The sequence below is a fragment of the Paenibacillus thailandensis genome, assembly GCF_042685365.1.
Classification (GTDB): Bacteria; Bacillota; Bacilli; order Paenibacillales; family Paenibacillaceae; genus Paenibacillus_AP; species Paenibacillus_AP thailandensis.
The window spans coordinates 45,995-68,133 of the sequence record NZ_JBHUMY010000025.1 but is presented as its reverse complement, the minus strand read 5'-3'; the positions used below and the strand labels follow the sequence as shown (position 1 = coordinate 68,133).

The 22,139-nt window shown below is 55.9% G+C and carries 21 protein-coding genes and 1 pseudogene; 9 read left to right on the top strand and 13 right to left on the bottom strand.

The features are described 5' to 3' along the window. Together ACFSW5_RS18790 and ACFSW5_RS18785 are read left to right on the top strand one after the other, a co-directional pair. The coding region (locus ACFSW5_RS18790) for a hypothetical protein (protein ID WP_379276370.1) at positions 1 to 336 on the top strand (336 nt) is incomplete at its 5' end. Beyond that, positions 248 to 832: a hypothetical protein gene (locus ACFSW5_RS18785; RefSeq protein WP_379276368.1), complete on the top strand. Its 585-nt coding sequence runs from the start codon at positions 248 to 250 to the stop codon at positions 830 to 832. The genes ACFSW5_RS18790 and ACFSW5_RS18785, both read left to right, overlap by 89 nt. Before the next feature lie 385 nt (positions 833 to 1,217). On the opposite strand, the gene ACFSW5_RS18780 is transcribed toward ACFSW5_RS18785, so the two are convergent. Together ACFSW5_RS18780 and ACFSW5_RS18775 are read right to left on the bottom strand one after the other, a co-directional pair. Continuing rightward, positions 1,218 to 2,246, bottom strand: coding sequence for a hypothetical protein (locus ACFSW5_RS18780; protein ID WP_379276366.1), 1,029 nt, complete (start codon positions 2,244 to 2,246; stop codon positions 1,218 to 1,220). Between the two features lie 135 nt (positions 2,247 to 2,381). Beyond that, a complete protein-coding gene (locus ACFSW5_RS18775; RefSeq protein ID WP_271140366.1) occupies positions 2,382 to 2,531 on the bottom strand; it encodes a hypothetical protein in 150 nt (49 codons plus the stop codon). A 121-nt stretch (positions 2,532 to 2,652) separates the two neighbouring features. Here ACFSW5_RS18775 and ACFSW5_RS18770 point away from each other — a divergent pair, with 121 nt between their 5' ends. Beyond that, entirely contained in the window at positions 2,653 to 3,306 is a 654-nt protein-coding gene (locus ACFSW5_RS18770; RefSeq protein WP_249732548.1) for a helix-turn-helix transcriptional regulator, read from the top strand. 2 nt (positions 3,307 to 3,308) lie between these two features. Next, positions 3,309 to 4,346, top strand: a pseudogene (locus ACFSW5_RS18765) (recombinase family protein); the annotation flags it as partial. Positions 4,347 to 4,985: 639 nt separating this feature from the next. Here ACFSW5_RS18765 and rlmH read toward each other — a convergent pair. The 4 genes from rlmH to ACFSW5_RS18745 form a co-directional block, all read right to left on the bottom strand. Beyond that, entirely contained in the window at positions 4,986 to 5,465 is a 480-nt protein-coding gene (gene rlmH, locus ACFSW5_RS18760; protein WP_379276382.1) for a 23S rRNA (pseudouridine(1915)-N(3))-methyltransferase RlmH, read from the bottom strand. Between the two features lie 197 nt (positions 5,466 to 5,662). Continuing rightward, entirely contained in the window at positions 5,663 to 5,830 is a 168-nt protein-coding gene (locus tag ACFSW5_RS18755; protein ID WP_379276363.1) for a CxxH/CxxC protein, read from the bottom strand. Positions 5,831 to 6,128: 298 nt separating this feature from the next. Then, entirely contained in the window at positions 6,129 to 7,079 is a 951-nt protein-coding gene (locus tag ACFSW5_RS18750; protein ID WP_379276361.1) for an acetylxylan esterase, read from the bottom strand. A gap of 207 nt (positions 7,080 to 7,286) precedes the next feature. Beyond that, entirely contained in the window at positions 7,287 to 8,606 is a 1,320-nt protein-coding gene (locus ACFSW5_RS18745) for a S1C family serine protease (RefSeq protein WP_379276359.1), read from the bottom strand. 155 nt (positions 8,607 to 8,761) lie between these two features. Between ACFSW5_RS18745 and ACFSW5_RS18740 the strand changes: the two genes are divergently transcribed. Further along, entirely contained in the window at positions 8,762 to 8,980 is a 219-nt protein-coding gene (locus tag ACFSW5_RS18740) for a hypothetical protein (RefSeq protein WP_379276356.1), read from the top strand. Here ACFSW5_RS18740 and ACFSW5_RS18735 read toward each other — a convergent pair. The 7 genes from ACFSW5_RS18735 to ACFSW5_RS18705 form a co-directional block, all read right to left on the bottom strand. Then, positions 8,949 to 9,755 carry an MBL fold metallo-hydrolase gene (locus tag ACFSW5_RS18735; protein ID WP_379276353.1) on the bottom strand — a complete coding sequence of 269 codons (807 nt, stop codon included), beginning with the start codon at positions 9,753 to 9,755 and terminating at the stop codon, positions 8,949 to 8,951. The two genes, ACFSW5_RS18740 and ACFSW5_RS18735, sit on opposite strands and share 32 nt — an antisense overlap. 392 nt (positions 9,756 to 10,147) lie before the next feature. Then, positions 10,148 to 10,891: a two-component system regulatory protein YycI gene (yycI, locus tag ACFSW5_RS18730; RefSeq protein WP_379276351.1), complete on the bottom strand. Its 744-nt coding sequence runs from the start codon at positions 10,889 to 10,891 to the stop codon at positions 10,148 to 10,150. After that, positions 10,878 to 12,404: a YycH family regulatory protein gene (locus ACFSW5_RS18725; protein ID WP_379276348.1), complete on the bottom strand. Its 1,527-nt coding sequence runs from the start codon at positions 12,402 to 12,404 to the stop codon at positions 10,878 to 10,880. The genes yycI and ACFSW5_RS18725 overlap by 14 nt, the downstream gene beginning before the upstream one ends. Then, entirely contained in the window at positions 12,401 to 14,245 is a 1,845-nt protein-coding gene (walK, locus tag ACFSW5_RS18720; RefSeq protein WP_379276346.1) for a cell wall metabolism sensor histidine kinase WalK, read from the bottom strand. The genes ACFSW5_RS18725 and walK overlap by 4 nt, the downstream gene beginning before the upstream one ends. Beyond that, a complete protein-coding gene (gene yycF, locus ACFSW5_RS18715; RefSeq protein ID WP_379276341.1) occupies positions 14,242 to 14,979 on the bottom strand; it encodes a response regulator YycF in 738 nt (245 codons plus the stop codon). Before yycF ends, walK begins: the two co-directional genes overlap by 4 nt. A gap of 205 nt (positions 14,980 to 15,184) precedes the next feature. Then, positions 15,185 to 16,750: a peptidoglycan DD-metalloendopeptidase family protein gene (locus ACFSW5_RS18710; RefSeq protein ID WP_379276338.1), complete on the bottom strand. Its 1,566-nt coding sequence runs from the start codon at positions 16,748 to 16,750 to the stop codon at positions 15,185 to 15,187. A 265-nt stretch (positions 16,751 to 17,015) separates the two neighbouring features. After that, a complete protein-coding gene (locus ACFSW5_RS18705; RefSeq protein WP_379276336.1) occupies positions 17,016 to 17,804 on the bottom strand; it encodes a hypothetical protein in 789 nt (262 codons plus the stop codon). A 187-nt stretch (positions 17,805 to 17,991) separates the two neighbouring features. Between ACFSW5_RS18705 and ACFSW5_RS18700 the strand changes: the two genes are divergently transcribed. Genes ACFSW5_RS18700 through ACFSW5_RS18685 form a run of 4 tightly spaced genes read left to right on the top strand, consistent with a single transcriptional unit; the run spans position 17,992 to position 22,136 of the window. After that, the gene (locus ACFSW5_RS18700) at positions 17,992 to 19,593 is read left to right on the top strand and encodes a spore germination protein (RefSeq protein ID WP_379276334.1); all 1,602 of its coding nucleotides are present in this window, start codon (positions 17,992 to 17,994) and stop codon (positions 19,591 to 19,593) included. Beyond that, the gene (locus tag ACFSW5_RS18695) at positions 19,580 to 20,779 is read left to right on the top strand and encodes a Ger(x)C family spore germination protein (protein WP_379276332.1); all 1,200 of its coding nucleotides are present in this window, start codon (positions 19,580 to 19,582) and stop codon (positions 20,777 to 20,779) included. The genes ACFSW5_RS18700 and ACFSW5_RS18695 overlap by 14 nt, the downstream gene beginning before the upstream one ends. Next, complete coding sequence (locus tag ACFSW5_RS18690) at positions 20,776 to 21,009, top strand: hypothetical protein (RefSeq protein ID WP_379276330.1); 234 nt, start codon at positions 20,776 to 20,778, stop codon at positions 21,007 to 21,009. The genes ACFSW5_RS18695 and ACFSW5_RS18690 overlap by 4 nt, the downstream gene beginning before the upstream one ends. Positions 21,010 to 21,026: 17 nt before the next feature. Beyond that, entirely contained in the window at positions 21,027 to 22,136 is a 1,110-nt protein-coding gene (locus tag ACFSW5_RS18685) for a GerAB/ArcD/ProY family transporter (RefSeq protein ID WP_379276328.1), read from the top strand. Positions 22,137 to 22,139: the final 3 nt, after the last annotated feature.

Sequence of the window (22,139 nt, the reverse complement as noted above, 5' to 3'; positions counted from 1 at the left end):
CATCAAATCACACATTGGAGGACGATCTACATGAACAAAAATGACGAACAGCAGTTTTTACCGGCGGCGGTGCAACAAACAGATACGGATAGCGTTGTCGGGCTTCATCCGCAAATTATCGTCGTCGTTGGTACTATTGAAGCCTCACTTCACAATGAATCCACAGGAGGTATGAGGAAGATTGAATGCATTTCCGAATTGACAAATGAACGCTTCGAGATTATAGCATTAGCAGACAATAATGCAGTTGGCGGACGAAGTAAAGCAGGCTTCTTCCGGAGGACTAGTAGAAAAGCTGTGCGGCGGTTGGCGAGTTCAATTCTTCAATGCATGTGACTCTGCCGCTGACCATTACAAAATGATGATCGACCGGGCCGGAAGGATATTACTAATCAACGCGGATGTTTTGCGGATGCCATACCTTACTCTGCTGAAGTTGATTGGCGGAATACCGCGAATGTTCGAAATGGCGTTAAGGAGCGTAAAATCCGCTGTAGACGAACTTAGAGTGCCGAGAGGCATAAAGGGTCTATCGGCTAGTGAGAACGCCCGTATTAGCCTCGTAACAAGCGAGAAAGGCTTGCAGTTTCCATCCGGCTTTGTACTGAGTGCCGAAGAGTGGATGATGCGAGTTACATCAATTGACACCGAGCTTTGCAGCTTTGCTTGCCGACGCCGATGGATTCATCGGCCTGCGGTTGCATTGCCCTTCTATGCGTACAAAGTAGCTGTATCCGTTGAGGATGACGCATATATGGTCGCTTTACCTCAAGATGTTTTACAAGCATTAGGGCCGGGCTCTGAGCTTCAATTTGATGAATACGCCGATTGATTTCTACAAGAAAACCAATCGACATGCCTGTAATGGGAAGTTGGGCGGCTCGTTTGCACTCGCCGCCCGCCGCCCATTACTACACAGTGAAGTGTCGGGATAGAGTGGCGATACTCAAAACAAAAGATCGCCCCTTCCGTCCCCATCCGGGGAAACGCAAAGGCTCCGCCTCTGCACTCCGCACTCGGCGTGAGCCAGCCCTTAGCTATCGCCAAGAGCATAATCCAGTGTCGGCGGATGGAATCGCTCGTCAAGGCTTTCACAAGCTCGCTCCGCTCGGCCTTGACGACCTACTGCGGCTCATTACCGAAACTCGATTAAGCAAGTAAAGAGACTGACCTGCTTGCAACGTGAAGAGGGGCCGCTCGCTTCGCTCGCGGCCCAATCACAAGCTGATTTCCGCAAGATAATCGTTGCGTAAACTGAACCTGTTGTTATCACCGATGTATGCCGAAAGTGCTTCTGTGTAGTTTAAGTGTATCGGTTTAAGACGAACAACTCGATATTGTAGCTTGTCCCTTCCACCCCAACTTGCTTTGAAAACCGGAAAGACTTTGCACATGAAATGCAAATTCGGAGACAGGGACAACCATTTATCAAGCTCGCTCTTAATCATAGCAACTACGTCGAAGAGAGGCGATTTGAATGCTTCGTGTCGCTTTATTTTCCGCTTCTCTTCTTCAGTTAGTGACATATATGCTTCCTGAAACGTGCCGTACTTGTTTATACGACGCATGATTTTGTCTCTGCCGCTGAACTTGTCAATATCGACGATAACCACATTTTTTAGTGCATCGCATCGTTGATCTAACAAGAACTGCATTAAGGTTGGTCTTGAACGCTTGTCCCGCCGCTTTCTACTTTTCTCAAGGCGAGTCCAAATCTCACCATCGAGGCCTTGCTCTTCCGCCTTGTCGTAGTTTTTAGCTTGCTGTCCACTTCTCTTACCGTATAGATAGGTTTGACCAAGATCATGATAATCTCGCGGCGGTTTCTTTTGATAGCCTACATAGAGACGTTTGGCTAAATCCTTCGAGGTCATAAACTGAAACCAATCGAGCTTGTCGTCGTTATGTGCTACATGTGTATCGAGATGACTACCAATAATGAAGTCGATCAAGGCAAGTAAATCATCGGGCGAGAGTTGATGTTTCCAAGGGTTCAGCATGATGGAAGTTTTGGGGGCCAGCGGGTTCATCTGCATCCAATATACACTGAAAAGATCATGTACCAGCTTGTACCGATAAAAGCTTTTATCGTCATCCGTTTCGAATCTCGCGGGCCGAATAAGGTCTATAAACTGTTGTCGTGGCAGTTTATACGAACACACGATCAGCTTATCGTACGGGCAGTTGAAATGTTCAACCTTTTTGGCGGATTTAATGCTCTGGAATATCGGAACTGTGTCTAACAACTCTGATACTCTTCGCTTATTGTACAAAAACATGAGAGATTCACCTCAAGTATCAAGAGCCCTCAAACCCTTGTGGGACAAGGGTTTGATCCCTCTCGGTTGTCGTTCTAGTACACCAGTTGTTAGACAAACACTTTAATCTTCTTCCGGTCTATCCAGCATTCGATTCAGGGTTAAGGCAAGTCGTTCAATAAAATCCTGCTCCTTAATTCGCTTGTCTCGAACGATCTCCAAAGCATCATCAAGTTCTTGCAGATCAACGCCGATTTCACGTATAAAGTCCATAACATCCTCCTAAATATTTATATATAGGTATAAACAATTTATATTATCATTTACTTGCAAATTAATGATATCAGGTTCTATAATCAATGTAAACCGCATGAACTAGAAAGGATGAACACATATGCCGCGACGGACAATAACTCCGGATGAATTTGATTACTTGAGAACAGTCGGCCTCGGGGAAAGGTTGAGATTTTTCCGCAAAGAGATCGGAAAACTTCATACCAGCAAGGCATTCACCACCACCGCTATGAGTGAGCGTGTCGGTGTCAGCCATCAGACAATCATCTCCATTGAACGAGGTGATTCAAAGAAACCGGCATATCAACTCATATACAAAATCACTCAGGACTTAGGAATTCCATTCGACGCATTAACGGATGAGTTTTATCAAGGGGAAGTCCGCTTGATACCCATCGGAGAACCAATTAAAACAGCAACGGAAATTTCCGATGAAGTCCCATTGTCCTACATTGGGTCAATTGTTTATCAAATCTTCACGGATGGGATGATGCGGCTCATTCATGATTTCCAATCTTCCCGCCCACTTGATAAGGAGGAGTTTATCACAACGCTAGGCAGAATCATTGGCGAGTACGAATCATGTAAAAATCCCGATGAATTGTTTCAACAACCGCACCCGATGGTAAAGGCCGCAACCTTGTTCAATGAGATGGACAAGCATCCCAAAGCATTTCCTGTTTTTCCGCGTTCAGTTTGGAATGATCATCAGAATTCCCTGATAAAAAAATTTGAGAAGAAAGGAGAAGATTAAAAATGGCTCGAATAAAAGCCGCTCTGTATGCCCGTGTGAGTACGGAAGAACAAGCCAAGGAGGGTTATAGTATCGCCGCCCAGATCGCCGAAATCAGGAGGTATGCGGATCAAAACGGCTTCGAAATTGTCGATGAGTATGTAGATGAAGGTGCAAGCGGAAAAAGCATTGCAGGCCGTCCTCAGATGAAACGCCTCCTGAGAGATGCCAACCAGCACAAGTTTGGGGTCGTCATCATTTACAAAATCGACCGGCTTGCCCGCAAATTAAAAGATGCTTTGGAAATCAGTGAAACACTTGAAAGAAACAACGTCAATCTCATTAGTCTTAATGAAAAGTTTGATACAACAACAGCTTTCGGCAGAACGGCATTCCAGATGATCTGTTCATTCGCTGAGCTTGAACGCAATAACATTGTTGAACGAGTGAAGCTGGGGATGGAGCAACGAGCAAAAGAGGGAAAATTCAATGGAGGTAGGGTGCTGGGGTACGATAACATTGACAAAGAACTTGTTATCAATGAGAATGAGGCCGTTATCGTCCGAAAAATCTTTGATTATGCCAATCAGGGACTTGGATTTAAGGCCATTACCCGCCGCCTAAACGAAGCGGGCTTCCGTTCAAAAAAAGATAAACCATTTAATGTCTGCGGTATCAAAACGATCCTTAACAATCCCGTCTACATCGGAAAAATACGGTATAAACAACTTGAAAACTGGTCGGAGAAACGTCGCAAAGGGAAAAATCCCGACTACTTGATTGTTGATGGGACACATGAGCCGATAATTGCACCCGAGCTATGGGAAAGCGTTCATCAGAAGCTCGGTCATCGATCTTACAAGCCGTCCCGATCCCATCAGCCGTATATTCTAAGCGGCCTGCTGAAATGCCCTGTCTGTGGACATGGAATGGTTCCGGCCCGGTCTAAGGGAGCCGGTGGCAAATCGTATCGATACTATGTCTGCGGACAGTTCCACAACAAGGGCAAGGCTGTCTGCCGCTCGAATATGATGCGGGCTGATGTTGCGGAGGAGCAAGTGCTTCAGAAACTTATAAAAGTAGCATCGCGGCCAGACATTGTGCGGCAACTCGTCGATAAAATCAATGCTCTGCGTTCAAATGCAGAGGCCCCGATAATGGAAGAGAAAAAAGCACTTCTTACTGAATTGAGCAGTAACAGCCGGAAACTGCAAAAAATAAAGGACAACATATTAAGTGATCCTGATTTGGCTGTTATTTTCAAAGATGACCTGAAGGAAACGCATGCCAAGCTGGAACAGCTTCAAAAGCGGTTGGAAGCTATTGAAGCTGAACTGGATGGACAAAACAAAAAGCCGGTTGACCCTGACTCTTTGCATAATTTGCTGAGTCTGATCAAGGACGCACTACTAAAAGCAGATGCGGATGAACAAAAGGCGTTACTGCGATTGATGGTTGAAAGTATCCGCATAACCAAGGATGCTCCCAAGCGAGTCGGTCGGCAGATTACCCAAATCAACCTTCTATTCGACTTTACTATCGAAACATTACAGAAGGATTCCTCGATACTCCTTACCCGCCTAGCGGCGATCCAAGAATGTGACTTTATTTCCCCGCTTGAACCTTATGTGCTGGACAATCTGAACAGCACCCATACCGAAAGCCTCAGGGACTTGATGAAGTCCCTTAATATTTTACCTTTAGCGATGATACGGTTCCCCTCGACTTATCCTAAACGCCCGATAAATCTGCTCCAGCAGGATAAGCCGTACCAGTTGATGCGGGAACGTCATCTTCGAGAACGAGAGCAGCATGTCCGCCCGCTTCAGCACTTCATCCGCCAGCCCGAGCGAGCCGCCGATTATAAACACGACCTGGCTTTTGCCATGCAAAGCCAGCTTGTCCAGTTCGTTGGACAGCTTCTCCGACGTCCACATTTGGCCTTCGATAGCAAGAGCGATAACGAACTGATCCTGCTTCAGCTGCGCCAGGATGCGCTCGCCTTCCTTGCGTTTCACTTGCTCCATCTCGGCCGCGCTCATTTCTTCGGGCGCTTTCTCGTCGCTCAGCTCAACCAGATTCAGCTTGCAATAAGCGGACAGCCGTTTGCTGTATTCCTGAATGCCGTCCTTTAAGTACTTCTCTTTCAGTTTGCCTACGCTGATAATCGTAATCTGCATCGGTTCCTTATTTCCTTTCGTTTGCGTCCCGTGCAATCTTGGTTATTTGTTTATATAGTACCTTTTCTCCGTCCGTTAATCCAAAACATTCCGATATCGTAAAAAAGACAGATTCCATAGCGGAACTGTCTCTTCGTTTCATTATCGGGTGCGTTCGTCGAGCTTCCTGCCCGGCTATAAAATGTGCATTGCCCCGCTTATACCACCAACACTACGGCATTGTTGTCGCACATGTCGCAGCTCCGCGGAGGATCCCAGTTCGCGAATTCGGTCGTCTGAAGGTCAACGATATCCGGCGCGTCCTCGTATTCGTCCACGAATTTATCGATGGCCAGCTCTACATGCTCTTTGCACACACAATACATAAATCGTCTATTCCTCTTTCTGCGCTGAAAATTAACTTGGCGCCCTCGCCGCTGCGACTAAACGGGCGGACAAGCTTCGTTACCTCTAGAATAGCAGAAATGCCCCGTCTCTGTGAAGGGAAACGCACTGCCATTCGCAACCATTATCCGTTAGCGGCTACCGCTGCTGCTCGTCACGGCGCGCCATGCACGCCGCGGCTATTGCGTTGACGCGCCACGCGCCACACCGTTACGCGCGATGCACGCCACGCCGCGGCAATGCCTTTGACACGGTGTGGCGTGCGGCCGCCGCCAAATCTTAAAACAAATGCTTCTTTACGAACTCGAACGCTTGCCGTTTCTGGTAATCGCTGACCATGTGCCCCGAGAACGGGTAGACGTTCAATATTTTCTCCGACTTGATGCGATTATACGACGCGAATATGGTCTCCGGCATGCAGACGGTGTCCTTCAGCCCGACCGACATCATGACCGGGATATCGATGCGCGGCGCGAGGTGCAGCATATCGTAATAGCTCAGCGTCCGAAGCACTGCGTCCAAATGCTGCGGGAACCGGTTGACGAACGCCGCCGCCTCGGTAAGCGAACCGGTCGAGTGTAAAATGCCGAAGTCCATATGGCACATGTTCGGGATGTTCGCCACGGCGACGGCCGGCGTCATGCTGAGCGCCGCGGCGAGCAAGCTGATGCCCCCGCCTTGGCTGTCGCCGGCTACGGCGATGCGCTCCGCGTCGATCTCCGGCTGGATCGCCGCCCACTCGACGGCTTTGACGGCGTCGACCGCCAGCGCCTTGTAATAGCTGGTCTCCTTGTCCAGAATCCCTTGCGTCATCCAGCCGCTCGACATGCCGTATTCGCTGGCCATCCGGTCGCCGGTCTCTCCGCCTTGGCCCCGCACGTCGACCGCGAACACCGCCATGCCCAGCAGCAGCCAATCGGCGTATTGCTCGGGGTATCTTTTGCCCCCGCCATAGCCGTGGAACAATACCGCGCAAGGCAGCCTGCGGTCCAGCGAAAACTTCGGCACGATAAACCAGCCCTTCAGCGGCGTATTGTCGTAGCCTTCGTACGTCACATGGTACACGTCCGCCGCCGGGAACGGCGTGTCTGCCTTTACCCGCTCCGCTGCCGGCTGACGCTTCTCCGCTTCCGTCAGCGTCCGGTTCCAAAACGCTTCCAAATCCGGCGGCGGCTGCAAATCCGGGTTGTACCGGTACAGCTCCTCAATCCTTTTCTCAACGGCGTTCATACGCTGCCTCCTCTTCCGATCCTCTTGATTGGTATGTCCTGCTAGACCCTACGTTACACTACTTTGCTTATCCGGTTCAACGTCGGATCTGGGATAAAAAAAGCAGCCGACGCATCCTGCACTGCGCCGACTGCCAACCGCTTTGTTCCTTTTGGATGAATCGTACATATTTAGGCCGTGATCAAGTCATCGAGCTCTAAACACCTTTTACTCCCCGCCCGTATTTTCGCCAAGGACAATCGATACCGTCTTCTCCTTATCCCCGCGGTAATACGTTACTTCGATCTTATCGCCGATTTCCTTCGAGCCGTACAAATATTTGCGCAGCTCCATCGTGCTGCCGATGCTATGGCCGTCCAGCTTCGTAATGACGTCGTTCAGCCTCAGCCCCGCTTCCTTCGCCGGTCCGACCGCCTCCAGCACGATGACGCCGCTGTACACTTCGTCCGGCAGGTGCAGATCAAGCGAATCGCCCTCGTCCGCTCCGTCCGATTCGCCGCCGCTCTCCGCGGCTTCGTCCTGCTCCATCGCCTGATCCTCCCAATAGAGCTCTAGATCGTCGGTAATTACGCCCAGATAAGGACGCGGCACATAGCCTTTCTCCATCAGCGTTTCGACAACGGGCATCGCGTTGTTCACCGGAATGGCGAAGCCGATTCCTTCGACGCCGAAATCGGCGATCTTCATGCTGTTGATGCCGACGACGCGCCCGTCCAGATCGATCAGCGGCCCGCCGCTGTTGCCTTGATTGATCGAGGCGTCGACCTGAATCACTTCCTGCTCCCAGTCGTAGACGCCGTTCTGGTTCAGAGACACCGGCACGATCTGCCGGGTCTTGCTGACGATGCCCATCGACACCGACTCGCCGAGCCCAAGCGGATTGCCGATCGCAATCACGTATTCCGCCGCGCGCAGCTTCGAGGAATCCCCGATTTCCGCCACCGTATCGATGCCCTCGCCGCTAATCGATAGGACGGCCAGATCGGAGATCTGGTCTTTGCCGACGACCTCCGCCTTCCGCTTCTCGCCGCCGCTCAGAACGGCCTGGATGTTCTCGGCGTTTTCGATGACATGATAATTCGTGATAATAAACGCCTTGCCGCCGTCCTTCTTGAAAATAACGCCCGAACCGACGCCCGCTTCCTGCATCTCTCCCGCGCCGGCATCTCCTTCTTCGGCACCCGCGAACCATCCGGTCTGCTCGTTAATGATGCTGACAACCGCCGGACGCACCTTGGCCGACGCCTGCACCGTCCGCTCGGACGGGTCGGCGAGCTGGACCGCCCCCGCCGCCGTCGTCGCGCTTCCGTCTCCGAAGCCCCGCCCGCTGCCGCCGTAGCCGAACACCGCGGCAAAAAGCAGCGTAGCCGCAATCGCGCTCGTAAACGAAGAGACGAACGCGATCCGCACGTTCGACCAGCTCCGGCCGCCGCTCCGCCGAGGGAACGGCATCTCCCTCCGGGACAACGGGGCTTTGGCGCGTCTTGGTACTTTCGTGGAATAGAAATCGTCATTAAACAGGCTCATAACTACGCTCCTCTCTTTCTCCCGGTCCCGAAGGGCCCTCTTGCCGCTTTATGCAAATTCATATGATCGTTATCTTATGAGAATAATTTCGGAAGATTAACCTACAATAATAATAGAGTATAAGCGAATACGCCGAAAAAAAGGAGAGATCCGCCATGAAACCAAAGTCTTCCGCCTGGGAGCACGTCGAGCTGGCCGCCAAGCTGGCCGATCTGAAGGAAGAGCATTACCGGACCGTTCTAACGTTAAGCGCCGTTCTGGAGCTGCTGATCGACAAAGGCGTTCTGACCCGCGAAGAGCTCAGCGCCAAAGCCGAATCGATCGACGCCCAGCTGGAGCAGCTTATTTCCGCTTCACTTCATCCCATGGCGTAGGCCGGTCGTGATAAGTCGGCCGCAGCGGAAACTCATCCTTTTTAAAAAATATTCCGTTGTTCTCCAATATAGTATTAACGGTGAGCATCGCCAGGTCCATCATATTGTGGTCGAGGCTGAGATGCGCGAGATATACCCGCTTCGTCCGGTCCGTCAGCAGCTCGCATAGCGCTTCGCCCGCCGCCACGTTGGACAAGTGCCCGACATCGCTCAGAATGCGGCGTTTAATGTTCCACGGGTAACGTCCCATGCGAAGCATCTCGGTATCGTGATTCGATTCGAGCACCAGCACGTCGGAGTCGATAATATGCTTCTTGACCTTGTCGCTCATGTAGCCGAGATCGGTGGCGAGCGCCAGCTTCTGCCCGTTATGGGTAAACGTGTAGCCGACCGGCTCGGCCGCGTCGTGCGAGATCGGGTACGACTGCACCTCCAGGCTGCCGAACGTAAGCGTCTCGCCCGTCTCCATCACGACGCGCTTCTCGGGCTCGATCTTGCCGACATGGCGCTCCATCGCGCCCCACGTCGCTTCATTGGCGTAGACGGTCAGGTTATGCTTGCGGGCAAAAGCGCCGAGCCCTTTAATATGGTCCGAATGCTCGTGCGTGACGAACAGCCCTTCCAGATGATGGCCGCTTACGCCGCGCTCCTGCATCAGCTCTTCCAGCTTCTTGACGCTGAGCCCCGCGTCGACCATAAACATTTTTTCCCCGTTATCGATTATCGTCGCATTGCCGGTCGATCCGCTCGCCAGCACCGTAAATTGCAATCCCATGCTTCTCGTCCTGTCCTCTCTTAAACTGCTATTGCCGCAAGGCAATTTGATAGATTGTATCGCAAGCCGAGGACAAGCGAAGTCAATCGCACTTACCGCCCGTACGCTCCCGGCCGGCAACGGCCGCAAGCCTTGCTTGTAAGGAGCGGCACAGGCCCGTCTATAAGTGTGATTGACCGCGCTTGTTCTGCCAAGCTATAGAATGTTCACAAAACTGGTTCGTCTTTCCTTGTTATGTACCGCCAAGAACCGCGAAGGCTTAGCCCGGCGCACGCACGCTTCTTCCGCATGCGCCGGGACGCCCTTCAGCGATAACCGCAGCCGGCTTCCGGCTTCGTTCAACTCCGCCGCTCCGCCGCGTCCGCCGCGCACAAGCGCAGGCGGACGCGGCCTTACGATTCCGGCTGCTGCCCGCTGTCCGCCGCCACCTTGCCGCTGATCGCGTCCACGTAATACGGCGGCCCGTCCTCGAGCAGAATGCGCCATGTCGGCGCCGCGACCTGCGTCTCGGAGTCGAAAATTTGCCCGTGGTAGCCAAGCTCCACATCGGTGATGACCGAATTGTTGGGCAAATATTTATCGGCCAATATTTGCACGACCTGCGCGGCCGACAGGACGGTCTGCTTGGCCGAGTCGCCGCCGTCGTTCAGATCGACCAGCACCTGCCGGTACGCGGTAATTTTCTGATTGCTGTACAGCAGCTCCAGCCTGACATCGAACATCGGACGGCCTTCCGCCCTCCGGTACAACACGAACACATGGTCCGTGCTCGTCATCGAGTCGAAGACGTATTGGTCCAGCTCCGGAATTTGGCTGCCGAGCTGTTCGGCAAGCTCCGACGGCGAGAAGATGATCCTCGTATCGACCGGCGTCTGAAGCGGCTTCTCCTCCGCCGCCTCCTTCTCGTTCCGGATCGAGTACGTCAAGTCATGCAGCTTCGGCGTCTCAAGCGGAAGCGCGGCGGTCAGCTCGATGCCCTTCTGCTTCATCAGGCTAAGCGTCTCCGCCGGCAGCTCCGCCGTCGTGTTGCTCGTGCTGAGCTGCTCCTCCAGATTGTCCATCAGCTGAAAGCCAAGCAGAATGTTGAGCAGCAGGAAAGCGAAGATCAGCACGGTTTTCGCCCTACCCCAATCCATGCAAGCTCACCTCCGCCTCTCCCGGATCGACGGCCGCGCCCGGCACGCCTTCCGGCGAATCCGTCGCTCCCGGCGTTTCCGCCGGCGCGTTAGCCGCATCCGCGGTCTCGCCGCCCGTTTCCCCCGCCGCATCTCCGCCATCTTCGCCATCTTCGCCATCGCTGTCCTGGCCGGCGTCGTCCGGCTGCGTATTCTCCGTCTCCGGCGGCGTGTAGCCGGCCGGGTACGCCTCCATCAGCATCTGCTGCGTGCCGTCCTTCAGCCGAACCGCCCATACCGGCACGAAAGCGATCTTGCGGCCTTCCTGCAGCACCGCTTGAAACGCCGGATACAGCGACTGCACCTCGGCGCGCTTGTCGTAGGCGTCCAGGGCTGCCGCAAGCTCGTCGCCTCCGGGCAGCCAGCGCGTCGCCCGCTCGTCCGCCTTGTCGGAGAGCGTGATCAGGGACCGGTTGTATTCCGTCACCGCGCCCTGCTGCAGGGACAGCTGCAAGTACCCGTACGGCGCCGCGGAGGATGCGAGAACCGGATAGCTTTCCATATACTGCTGGAACCGGACCACGGTACCGTCCGCGCCGTTCGCCAGCTCCGAGAACCGGTAGCTGCCGTCCCAGCCGCCATGCTGGTTCACGAACTCGACGGCGGCGTAGAAGTTGTCGCTCAGCACATTTTGCCCGCTTTGCGGCGCGGCGGGATCGGTGTAGGATATCCACGTTCCGCCCTGCTGCACTTGAAGCCCTCTTTTGCCGTCGGTATAAATTTGCGAGCCGTTCCGTCCTTCGACCGCGCGCGTCGTGCCCGGATCGAAGAACAGGTTGCGCCGCATCAGCTCCGGCGCGAACGTCTCGTAAGCATATTTCACCTGCACGGAACGGATCGGCTTCACCGGCACGTACAGCCCGTCATCGGTGATCCGGTAACGCGTCTGGTACTTGCCGAAGTTCACGTAGTCCTGCACGTCCCGCACCGTCAAATCCGCCTGAACCGATTCATAGACGGCTTGGCCGTCGGCGCTGAAGAAGAATGTCCGCACCTGCTCCGTGTTCTGCATCTTGAAGATCCAGATCCGGTCGACCGTGTCGCCGAAAAACAACGTGTCCCCTTTCAGCTTCAGCAGCTTCTGCAGCAGCTCGACCGGCACGCCGACATCGTAGCGAAGCTCGACGCCTATCGCATTCTGCCGTATCGCATCCCAGTTCAGCAGATCGGCCGAAGTGCGCCGAAAATCTTTAAATTCCCGTCCTTGGATACGCTCCTTCAAGATCATGTCGTAGAACGACGTTCCGGGATATAGAACGGTATGCTCGTCGCCTCCGAAATGAAGCACCAGCCTATCCGGAAAAACAACGTTCTCCACGCTTAGTTCCGTGCCCATCGGCTCGGTATTGACATAGTCCTGGTCGCTGCTTACCGTAGCTCCGAGCGTCGGAGGGCTGTACATGAGAAAATACGACTGGATCAGGCTCAGCCCGACCAGCACGACGAGCGCAATCGATTTGGCTTTTTCTATCACGCCGATTCGCCCTCCTCTTCTTTCAGCGTAGGAAGCGTAAACGTGACCTTCGTGCCTTCGTTAAGCTCCGATTCCAGCGCGATCGTACCGCCGTGCGCCTTGACGATTTCCCGGGCAATGGAAAGGCCGAGTCCCGTCCCGCCCATATTGCGCGAGCGCGCCTTGTCCACCCGGTAGAACCGATCGAAAATGCGGCTCAAATCCTTCTTCGGGATGCCGATTCCCGTATCCCTTACGCTGATCGCGACGGAGCCCGGATCGGGCGCCGAGGCGCTCAGCTCGATCTCGCCGCCGTCCAGCGTATATTTGATCGCGTTGGATACGAGATTGTCGAGCACCTGATCGATCTGGTCGCGGTCGAGCCACGCGCTTTTCAAGCCGGGGGCCACCTTGACCGTCGCCCGGATCGACTTCTGCCGCAGCTGGAACGAGAACCGGTCCGACACTTCGTCCAGCATTTCCAGAATGTCGGTCTGGCGCCGCCGCAGCTGCGCCTGATTCGAATCGAGCCTGGATAAGTGAAGCAGGTCGGTGACGAGCCGGATCATCCGCTCCGTCTCGCTCTGGATGACGCCGACGAACCGTTCGGACAGCTCCCGCTCCTCCAGCGCCCCGCCGGCAAGCGCCTCCGCGTAGCTTTTGATCGTCGTCAGCGGCGTGCGAAGCTCATGCGACACGTTCGCCACGAACTGGCGGCGCGACTGCTCCAGCTTCTCCTGCTCGGTCACGTCCTGCAGCACCGCGATCATGCCGGTAATGCCCCGGTCTCTGCGGTGAATCGGCGAGAACGTCACCCGAAGCACGCTTTTGCCTTCCGGCAGCGCCTCGTCTTCGTCCCAGCCGCGGGACAGCACCGCCGTCTTCACAGGCCCCTTCAGCATCTCCTGGATCTGCTGCCCGCTTAAGCCGAGCAGCTCCGTCAGCTTGCAGCCTTCGCCGGTATCGAGCCCAAGCAGCTCCAGCGCCCGTCTGTTCCAGACGATGACGCGCCCGTTCTCGTCGGCCGCCAGCACGCCGTCGCTCATATTCGAGAGGACGGAGACGAGCTTCTCGTTCTCTTCCTCGTTGAGCGACAGCGCCTCGCGCAAGCGGGACGTCATATTGTTAAACGCCATGCTGAGCCGGCTGATCTCGTCGTCGCCGTGGACCGGCGCCTGCAGGTCGAACTTGCCCTCCGCCACCGCCGACGCATGGCGCGTCAGCCCTTTGATCGGGCTCGTGATCGTATGGGAAAGCACGACGCCCAGAACGCCGGTCAAGCCGAGCGCCATGAGCGTGCCCGACACGAAGATGCGGTTGACCCGCTCCACCGTGTCGTACATGTCGTTCATCGACGCCACCATGTACACCGCGCCCACCACCTTGTCGTTGTAGATGACGGGCTGGGCGATCATCTTTTTGCGCACGTTGTCGTCGTCGATAATTTCGTCCTCGTTGTCGGTTATGCCCTGAAGCGCGCGGCTGACGGCAAGCGACGTGTTTTTTTTGCCGATGTACGATTGGTTCACCTGCAGCGATGTGGCCACGATCTTGCCTGTCACGTCCAGCACCTGCACCTCCGTGCCGCTGATGCTGAACAGGTTCTGGACGACAAGGCTGAGATCGGCCGTCTGCTCGCTCGGCTCGCCGCCTTGCTCCGGCTTCACGGCGAGGCTTTGCGCGGACAGCTTCGACAGAATATCCGCCTGCTCCTTCAAGTTGTTCGTGAAGCTTTCGGTCAGCGAGCTTTTCACCGTGCCGATGAAATAAACGGCGATCAGCTGCATCGCCACGAGGATGAGCAGCAAATAAATGATGACGAGCTTGACCTGGATCGTACGGGCAAACCGCATCCCTCTCATGAGACGCCGAACCCTCCGGACTTGGCGCCCCGCATCATATAGCCGAGCCCTCGCCGCGTCATAATATATTCCGGACGGCTCGGGTCGTCCTCGATCTTCTCCCGCAGCCTTCTGATCGTCACGTCCACCGTCCGCACGTCGCCGAAATATTCGAAGCCCCATACCGCCTGCAGCAAATGCTCGCGGGTCATCACCTTGCCGCTGTTGCGCGCCATGTAATGGACAAGCTCGAATTCGCGGTGCGTCAGATCAAGCGGCTCCCCGTTTTTGTACACGACGTACATGTCGGTATCGATAAACAGGTTGAACAGATGAAGCCCCTGGCTTTCCCGCTCCTGGTCCTCCGCTTGGCCGTTCGTCTGGGTTGCCGCCTTCTGGCGCCTCAAATGCGCTTTCACCCGGGCCAGCAGCTCCCGCGTGCTGAACGGCTTCGTTACGTAATCGTCGGCGCCGAGCTCCAGCCCCAGCACCTTGTCGAGCTCCGTATCCTTCGCCGTCAGCATGATGATCGGCATTTGCAGCCGCTGCCTCACTTCCCGGCACACGTCCATGCCGTCCTTCACCGGCAGCATCAGGTCAAGAAGCATCAAGTCCGGCTGCTCCTCGAAGGCGAGGCGGACCGCCTCGCCGCCGTCGAAAGCGCATACGACCTCGTAGCCTTCCTTCTCCAAATTGAACTTCAAAATATCCGCAATAGGCTGTTCATCGTCGACCACCAGTATTTTGCCGTGCATCGTTTCACCGCCTGTTCTTGTCCTTGTTTACTGCCCCTATTTTACCATACCGAGCAGCCCGGTTCACAATGGAAGATTCCGATACGGAATCGATCTTCCGGTTCTTGTCAGCGGATAAACCGGGTTCGCCTGCGCTTCTTAGAAAAAAGCCCCGCCGGAGCAAGCGGTTGGGCATGCCGAGCGGAGCTTTATCGAGGTATTCAGCCTATAAATAATTCAGAGGATTCTTGATCGTGCCGTTCTCGTGGATTTCAAAATGCAGATGGACGCCGGTCGAGCGCCCCGTGCTTCCCATAACGGCGATCACGTCGCCCTTCTCGACGATGTCGCCCTCCTCCACGTTAAACGACTTCAAATGGCCGTACAGCGTTTCGTAGCCGTTCTTATGGTTGATGACGATGGTGTTGCCGTAGCCGCTTTTCGTTCCGACGAACTCGACGACGCCGTCGTCCGCGGCCATGATGCTCTTGTCGCCGGTAATGTCGATGCCTTTGTGCGTCCGGCCCCAGCGGCTGCCGTAGGAGCTCGAAATCGTCGCGTCGGATACCGGCCAAGCGAACGTACCCGTCCCTTCGCCGAGCACGACCTTCGTGCCTTTGACGACGATCTTCGAGACCGCTTCCTTGGTCACTTCCTGATCGATAACCTGCTCGCTGACGACCGTTCCGTTCTGCTTGACCACGCGGTACGTAATCGTCTTGGAGCCTTTCACGCCTTCGCGGATCACTTTCGATTCGCCTACGCGCATGGCGCTGTTCTTCTGTATTTCGACGGCCGGCTCGACGGCAACCGTCTCGGTTACTTCCTCCACCGTCTTGACGGTCAGCTCCGGCTGGCGCACCGTCAGGTCGAGCTGATCGCCTTCCTTGATCATATCGTTCTTGATCCACGGGTTGTTCTTATATATCACGTCGGAGGAAATATCGAATTTCTCCGCGATGCAGCCGACGCAATCGCCGGGCTGAACCGTATACGCCGTCGGCTTCACGCTGCCCACGACCAGCTTCTTGTACACGTCTTCGGCATCCATCATGTCGCCGGGATCGGTCTGCACCGGCTCCAGCGAGACGTCCTCGACGAACGACACGCTGTTCAGCGTCGTCCCGTTCTTAGGCTTCGCCGTGCCGCTCTCCTCCTTCTCCTTCGATTCGCCGGCGGTATAAGCGAGCGTCGTGACGGCCGCCGCCTTGTTCTGCTTGGCCGCAAGCTCCGGCGCGTATTTGGCCTGGATCCGTTCCAGAATGGCGTCCGCCGTCTCCTGATCCTTGACGGTGCCCATCGGCTTGCCGTCCACGATCAGCTGGACGCCCGCCGCCTTCGCTTCGATCAAGCCGTCGAGCTTGGCCAGCGTTTGTTCCGTAGCGGGCGCCTCTTTATATCCGCTGTCGCTGAAATAAGTAATCGTACCCGTATCCAGCACCATCGTCAGATCGGGGTTGTCTTTCCGTGCCGCTTCCGCTTTCTCCTTCAGAAGCTTGTCCACGTCGGCCGGGCTTGCGACCGTGCCGATCTCCGTACCGTTCCGGTATACGTGATAATAATCCACCGTGTTCGCATGCACGTATTGGATCGCGCCCACCGTTACCGACGCGAGCACGACGAGCGCTCCGCCCGCGAGCATCGCCGGCTTCTTGCGCCAGAAGGGCGCCGAAGCCGCGCCTGCTTCTTGCTCCGCCTTGCCTTTCAGTTGCGCGGGGAGCAGCTTGGCCATGCGCCCGGTCCATTTCGCCCAGACTTGCTTCCGCTGATCCTTGTCCCTGAAATCGGTCATGATGTACTCCTTTTCCTGTTGGATGTGCTGTATCGACATATATGGCTTGCTTTGCAATGCTTGTCCGGTCTCTGCCGCCGCGGCTCAATTAAACGCCTTCAAAGCGGGACTTTAGACCCTGCTCTTCTCATCATTAAACTAACAAAAAGCGACAATATCCGCCAAGCATCCACGCCAAAAAGGCGAAGATCCTGTCGGATTCATTCGCCTCTTACTGTACCATACCGCAAAATACGGGGGCAACTTTCCTGCCGCCCCCGCCGGATTAATATTTTTTCAGAATCTCCATCATTTGTTTATATTCCTCGGAACTGAGATGCTGTGCCATAATTTGTTCCACGTCCGTAAGCTCCTCGTCCGTCAGGCCGTTCTCCACATAAGCCGAAATGCTCTGCCACGCTTCTTGAGGCAATTTTTCCATCAGCAGGCCGAACAGTTTATTTTTGTCCGCGTCGCTCATCTGGTTTTTGATTTCGGTCATATTGTCCGTCGTAATCGCCACTTCCGTATCGTCGGCCGGAAGCGTCGACGCCGTACCTTCCTCAGGGCTGTCCGGCGACGCGTCCGGCGCGTCCGCCGACCCGTTCGCCGTTCCTCCCGGCGTCTCGCCGCCGAATGCCCCATCCGCAGCCCCCGCGCCGTCCTCCGGCGGCTCCGCGCCTGCCGATGCGCCGCTGCCTCCGCCGATGCCCGTCAGCGGCCCGGGAGACGGCGACGGTTCATTCCCCGCCGAAGAATCCCGCTCCCCGGCTCCCCCCTGCTTCCCGGCCGCGCCCTCTATCGTCCCTTCGGACGGAGAGTCCGGCGTTTCCCGTTCCGCGTCCGTATCGGAGTCCGTATCGGAGGGTGCCTCCGCCGTAACCGGGTCCGCGCCCCACAGCTTGCCCCATACGCCCGACAGCGCCATCGGCTGCGTCTCCAGCGGAATGTTGAACTGCTTCAGCAGCGTCTCCACATAACTGTTGACAACATAACCCGTCGTCCAAATCGACAGGAAGCTTATAATCAGTCCGGCAGCAACCAGCTTGGCCAACCACACCGTCATTCTCCGCATGCCAAATCTCCTTCGCCTATCGCCGCGCCCATACTTCTTCTTCCGAGAAAAGACGCGGCAACCCCGTATTGTTCTTGTTTACATTATGGGCGAAAAGAGACGGCCGTATTCCGAAACGATGGAAACTATTGCATGAAAGCGAAAAAATTGCACACGCTATTCGTGACCGATTGGAGGAGAGATGGGAATGTCTGGAAACGAAAATAGAGGAGACGGCCGCATGCCGGGGCCAATCGACTGGCCGGGCGTCCTTCCTCCCGCCTCTCAAGTTCAGCAAGTATTGGAGAGACAGCGGGAGCTGCTTGCCCGTCCGTTGACCGATAAGCTGGCCGACAATCTGGAGGGGCTTCGGGAGCTGTTTCGGAACGGGTCGGACGTCGTTATCCACGAGTTTTTCATTAAAGACGGCACGGTCGCCGCGCTGATCTATATTGACGGCATATCGGACATTCGCGAGATGGACATGCATATCCTGTCCCCGCTCCAGAACGCCGGCACCGGCGGAGCGACCGATTGGGTATCGGTGCTGGCGCGCGTATCCATCTCCTCGCATACGCAAGTCCGCACGCTGCAGGAAGCCGTCGACCAAGTGACGTTCGGCGACCCGGTTCTGCTGATGGACGGCGCGGAAGCAGGTTTTGCCTTCAGCTTGCAGCAATGGAATTCCCGGGCCATAGAGGAGCCGGAAGCCGAGACGGTCGTGCGAGGGCCGCGCGAAGGGTTCGTGGAGACGCTGCGCCTGAATACGGCGATGGTTCGCCGGCGCCTGCAGACGCCCGCGCTCAAGCTGAAGCCGATCAGCATCGGGCGGTACACGAAGACATCATGCGTCATCGCCTATCTCGAAGGCGTTACCGACCCGAAGCTCGTCGAGGAAATGGAAACCCGGCTTCGCCGCATCGATATCGACGGCGTTTACGACAGCAATGTGATCGAAGAGATGATCGAGGACAATCCGCTGTCCCCGTTTCCGCAGCTGCAAACGACGGAACGTCCGGACGTCGTCTGCGCCAACCTGCTGGAAGGCCGGGTCGCGCTCATGATCAACGGCACGCCCTTCACGCTGATCGCGCCGACGTCGCTGTTCAGCCTGATGCAGTCGCCGGAAGATTATTACCAGCGGTGGTTCGTATCCACGCCGATACGCTGGATCCGGATGATGTTCGCGTTCATCGCCGTGTTCATGCCGTCGATTTATATCGCGGTGCTGTCGTTCCATCAAGAGATGGTCCCGACGACGCTGCTGCTCACGATCGCCAAATCGCGCGAGCAAATTCCGTTTCCGGCGCTCGTCGAAGCGCTGCTGATGGAGGTCACCTTCGAGGCGCTCCGCGAAGCCGGCGTCAGGCTGCCGAAGCAGGTCGGCGCGGCCGTCAGCATCGTCGGCGCCCTCGTCATCGGGCAAGCGGCCATCGCCGCGGGCATCGTCTCTTCCCCCATGATTATGGTCGTGGCGATTACGGGGGTCGCATCGTTCCTTATTCCGAACTACTCGCTTGGGATTGCGCTGCGGCTAACGCGATTCCCGATCATGATCTGCGCGGGGGTGCTCGGCTTGTACGGCATCGTTCTTGCCGCTCTGCTCGTCCTTATTCATATGATGACGCTCCGTTCGTTCGGCGTCCCGTATCTATCGCCGGTCGCTCCGCTGCAAGCCGGACAACTGTCGGACACGCTGCTGCGAAAGCCGCGCTGGATGCTGAAGACCAGGCCGCATTTTACCAGAGCCTTCTGGAACCGCCGCCGGCTTGGGCCGTCCTATCCGGGCAAAAGGAATGATCAGCATTAGACGTTTACGTTTAATCCGAATCCTGCTATGTTGCGCCGCCGCCTCCGGCTCGGCCGTTCTTCTCGCCGGCTGCTGGGACCGCGTGGAGGTTAACGATCTGGCAATCGTCACTGCGGCGGGCTTCGACGCAGCCGAGAACAACCGGATCAAGCTGTCCGTTCAGCTCTTCGTGCCTACCGCCTCTTCGACCACCCAATCGATGGGAGAATCGACCTCGACGGGCGGCGGCACGCAAGTCATCGTCAAAAGCGCGGTCGGCATCAACACGGCCGATGCCGCGTCCAAGCTGCAGCAGCTGTTGTCCCGGCGTCTGTTCTGGGGCCAAGCGGATTCGTTCATATTCGGGGAGTCTCTGGCGCGAAGAGGCTTGAAAGACCCGTATGATTTTCTTATCCGCCACCCGCAGCCGCGCGAGCGGGCCGACCTGTACATCAGCAAAGGGGACGCCGAAAGCGTATTGGCCTGGCAGCCCGCAATCGAGCGAAACAGCTCGGAAGTGCTGCGGGAAATGTCCAATCTGAAGACGGCGGTCAACGTCACGCTGCTGCAATCCGTCGTTCAGTTGACCGACGAGGCGCACACGACGCTCATCCCTTTGGTTTCGATGAAAAAAGTGGGCCAAGAGAAACCGACCATATACATTAACGGCTCTGCAGCGATCAAAGACTTGAAGATGAAACATCTATTCAACACGTTCGAAATGAGGGGACTCATGTGGCTGCGCAACGAAGTCGAAACGACGACCTTGTCCGTGCGGGTGCCGGAGGAGGACGGCGTCGCATCGCTCCGTTTATTGAGCAGCCACACCAGGCTAAAGCCCGCCATCCGTAACGGGGAATGGATTATGCGGATTAAGATGGAAGCGGAAGGCAACATCGACGAGAACTCCACGACCGTCGACGTATCTTCCGCCGAGAAGCTGGAGGAATTCGAAACGTTGTTTGAAAACGAGCTGAAACGGCGCGTCGCCAAAGCCATCGAAAGCGCGCAGCAAGCCGGAACGGACGTAGTCGGGTTCGCGGAGCAATTCAATCACCGTTATCCGCATCAGTGGAAAGCCCATAAAGCGGATTGGGACCGGTTATTTCCGACCGTGAAGACCGAATACGACGTCACCGTCAACATTCTTCGCTCCGGGCTGATCGGCCGGAACGAGGTGTTAAAGCTGTCGGAGGAAGAACAATGACATATATCGATGTCGACTTGGGCGAGCTGCTCGCCATAACTTTGACGATTGCGGCCGTATGGCTGCTGGAGTGGCGCGGCATCAAGGACGGGAAGACGCGGGCGGTATTTGCGTTTCTGCTTATAACATTATGGGTGCTCGGGATGCTGATTTCGCTCATTCCTGATTTACCCGGGCCCCCGCAGTTGATCAAGGCCATGATTGAACCGTTCATGCGAACGGAAATTTGACGAAAGGAGCTGCCGCCATGGGACAAGCGAAGCCGCGCATAACCGGGTATCAGCTGTTTCTCACGGCGTACGTTTCGGCCAATGCCACAGGACTGCTCTCGCAACCGACGATGATGGCGAACGCGGCGGGCGAAGATTTATGGATTCCGCCGCTGCTCGGCTGCCTTGGCGGGTTGCTGCTTTCCTGGGCCGTTTACAAGCTGCATGCGCTATATCCCGGGCGCTCGCTCGTCCAGGCGGCGGAGCTCGCATTAGGCAAGGCGGCGGGGAAGCTCGCTTCCGCTTTCTATTTGTTGTTCATGCTTTATACGACGTCGCTCGTGCTAAGGCAGTTCAGCGATTTTATCAGCCAAAATTTCCTTGTCCAAACGCCGACGGTCGTCGTCGCGTCTAGCCTTCTTGCGGTGTGCGCCATCGCGTCGAAATCCGGGGTCGAGGTCATTTGCCGTATACCGGTCGTCTTTATTCCCGTCTTGTTCGGCTTATTGGCGCTTATATTCGTTCCGACTTTCTCCGCGCCTAACCACTACCCGATTTCCTGGCCGCACAACCCGGGAGGCTGGCTGCTCGGCGCCTACGTCATGCAAGTGTGGAACGCGGTTTTTGTATTCTCGACCTTCTACCTTCCGTTCGTGGCTAAAGACAGCAAGCCGTTTCTATGGACGATGCTGACGCCGGTCGCTTTCGCCGTCACGATGTCGGCCTTGAATTGGGTCGTGCTTCTCGCCATGGGTCAGGCAACCGCCATGTACAACTATCCGTTCATGACGATTTCCCGGAACGTCAGTTTTTTTGAATTTTTCGAGCATCTCGAATCGATCGTTATGATGGTATGGGTCGTTTGTATCTTTGTTCGATTTGCGTTTACGCTGTACGCCTTAGCGGTCGGACTCGCCCAGCTGTTTCAGCTGCCCAGCGAGAAACCGCTCATTTTTCCGGCGGCGCTGCTTCATATTCTGTTCGGCTTCTGGGGGATTAAGAACGTGCAGTTTGCTTCGAAGCTTAACCTGGCCGACCCGACGATTACGGTTCTGGCCGGAATGCTGCTGCCGCTTCTGATCTGGGCCGCCGCCCATGTCCGCAAAGCCGCCGGCTCGAAATCCCGGAAACCGAACCCTACCGCCTAGAAA

Coding starts and splice junctions, on each gene's coding strand:
- ACFSW5_RS18775 (WP_271140366.1), bottom strand. CDS start 2,531: ATGGACTTTATACGTGAAATCGGCGTTGATCTGCAAGAACTTGATGAT.
- ACFSW5_RS18770 (WP_249732548.1), top strand. CDS start 2,653: ATGCCGCGACGGACAATAACTCCGGATGAATTTGATTACTTGAGAACA.
- rlmH (WP_379276382.1), bottom strand. CDS start 5,465: ATGCAGATTACGATTATCAGCGTAGGCAAACTGAAAGAGAAGTACTTA.
- ACFSW5_RS18755 (WP_379276363.1), bottom strand. CDS start 5,830: ATGTATTGTGTGTGCAAAGAGCATGTAGAGCTGGCCATCGATAAATTC.
- ACFSW5_RS18750 (WP_379276361.1), bottom strand. CDS start 7,079: ATGAACGCCGTTGAGAAAAGGATTGAGGAGCTGTACCGGTACAACCCG.
- ACFSW5_RS18745 (WP_379276359.1), bottom strand. CDS start 8,606: ATGAGCCTGTTTAATGACGATTTCTATTCCACGAAAGTACCAAGACGC.
- ACFSW5_RS18740 (WP_379276356.1), top strand. CDS start 8,762: ATGAAACCAAAGTCTTCCGCCTGGGAGCACGTCGAGCTGGCCGCCAAG.
- ACFSW5_RS18735 (WP_379276353.1), bottom strand. CDS start 9,755: ATGGGATTGCAATTTACGGTGCTGGCGAGCGGATCGACCGGCAATGCG.
- yycI (WP_379276351.1), bottom strand. CDS start 10,891: ATGGATTGGGGTAGGGCGAAAACCGTGCTGATCTTCGCTTTCCTGCTG.
- walK (WP_379276346.1), bottom strand. CDS start 14,245: ATGAGAGGGATGCGGTTTGCCCGTACGATCCAGGTCAAGCTCGTCATC.
- yycF (WP_379276341.1), bottom strand. CDS start 14,979: ATGCACGGCAAAATACTGGTGGTCGACGATGAACAGCCTATTGCGGAT.
- ACFSW5_RS18710 (WP_379276338.1), bottom strand. CDS start 16,750: ATGACCGATTTCAGGGACAAGGATCAGCGGAAGCAAGTCTGGGCGAAA.
- ACFSW5_RS18705 (WP_379276336.1), bottom strand. CDS start 17,804: ATGCGGAGAATGACGGTGTGGTTGGCCAAGCTGGTTGCTGCCGGACTG.
- ACFSW5_RS18700 (WP_379276334.1), top strand. CDS start 17,992: ATGTCTGGAAACGAAAATAGAGGAGACGGCCGCATGCCGGGGCCAATC.
- ACFSW5_RS18695 (WP_379276332.1), top strand. CDS start 19,580: ATGATCAGCATTAGACGTTTACGTTTAATCCGAATCCTGCTATGTTGC.
- ACFSW5_RS18690 (WP_379276330.1), top strand. CDS start 20,776: ATGACATATATCGATGTCGACTTGGGCGAGCTGCTCGCCATAACTTTG.
- ACFSW5_RS18685 (WP_379276328.1), top strand. CDS start 21,027: ATGGGACAAGCGAAGCCGCGCATAACCGGGTATCAGCTGTTTCTCACG.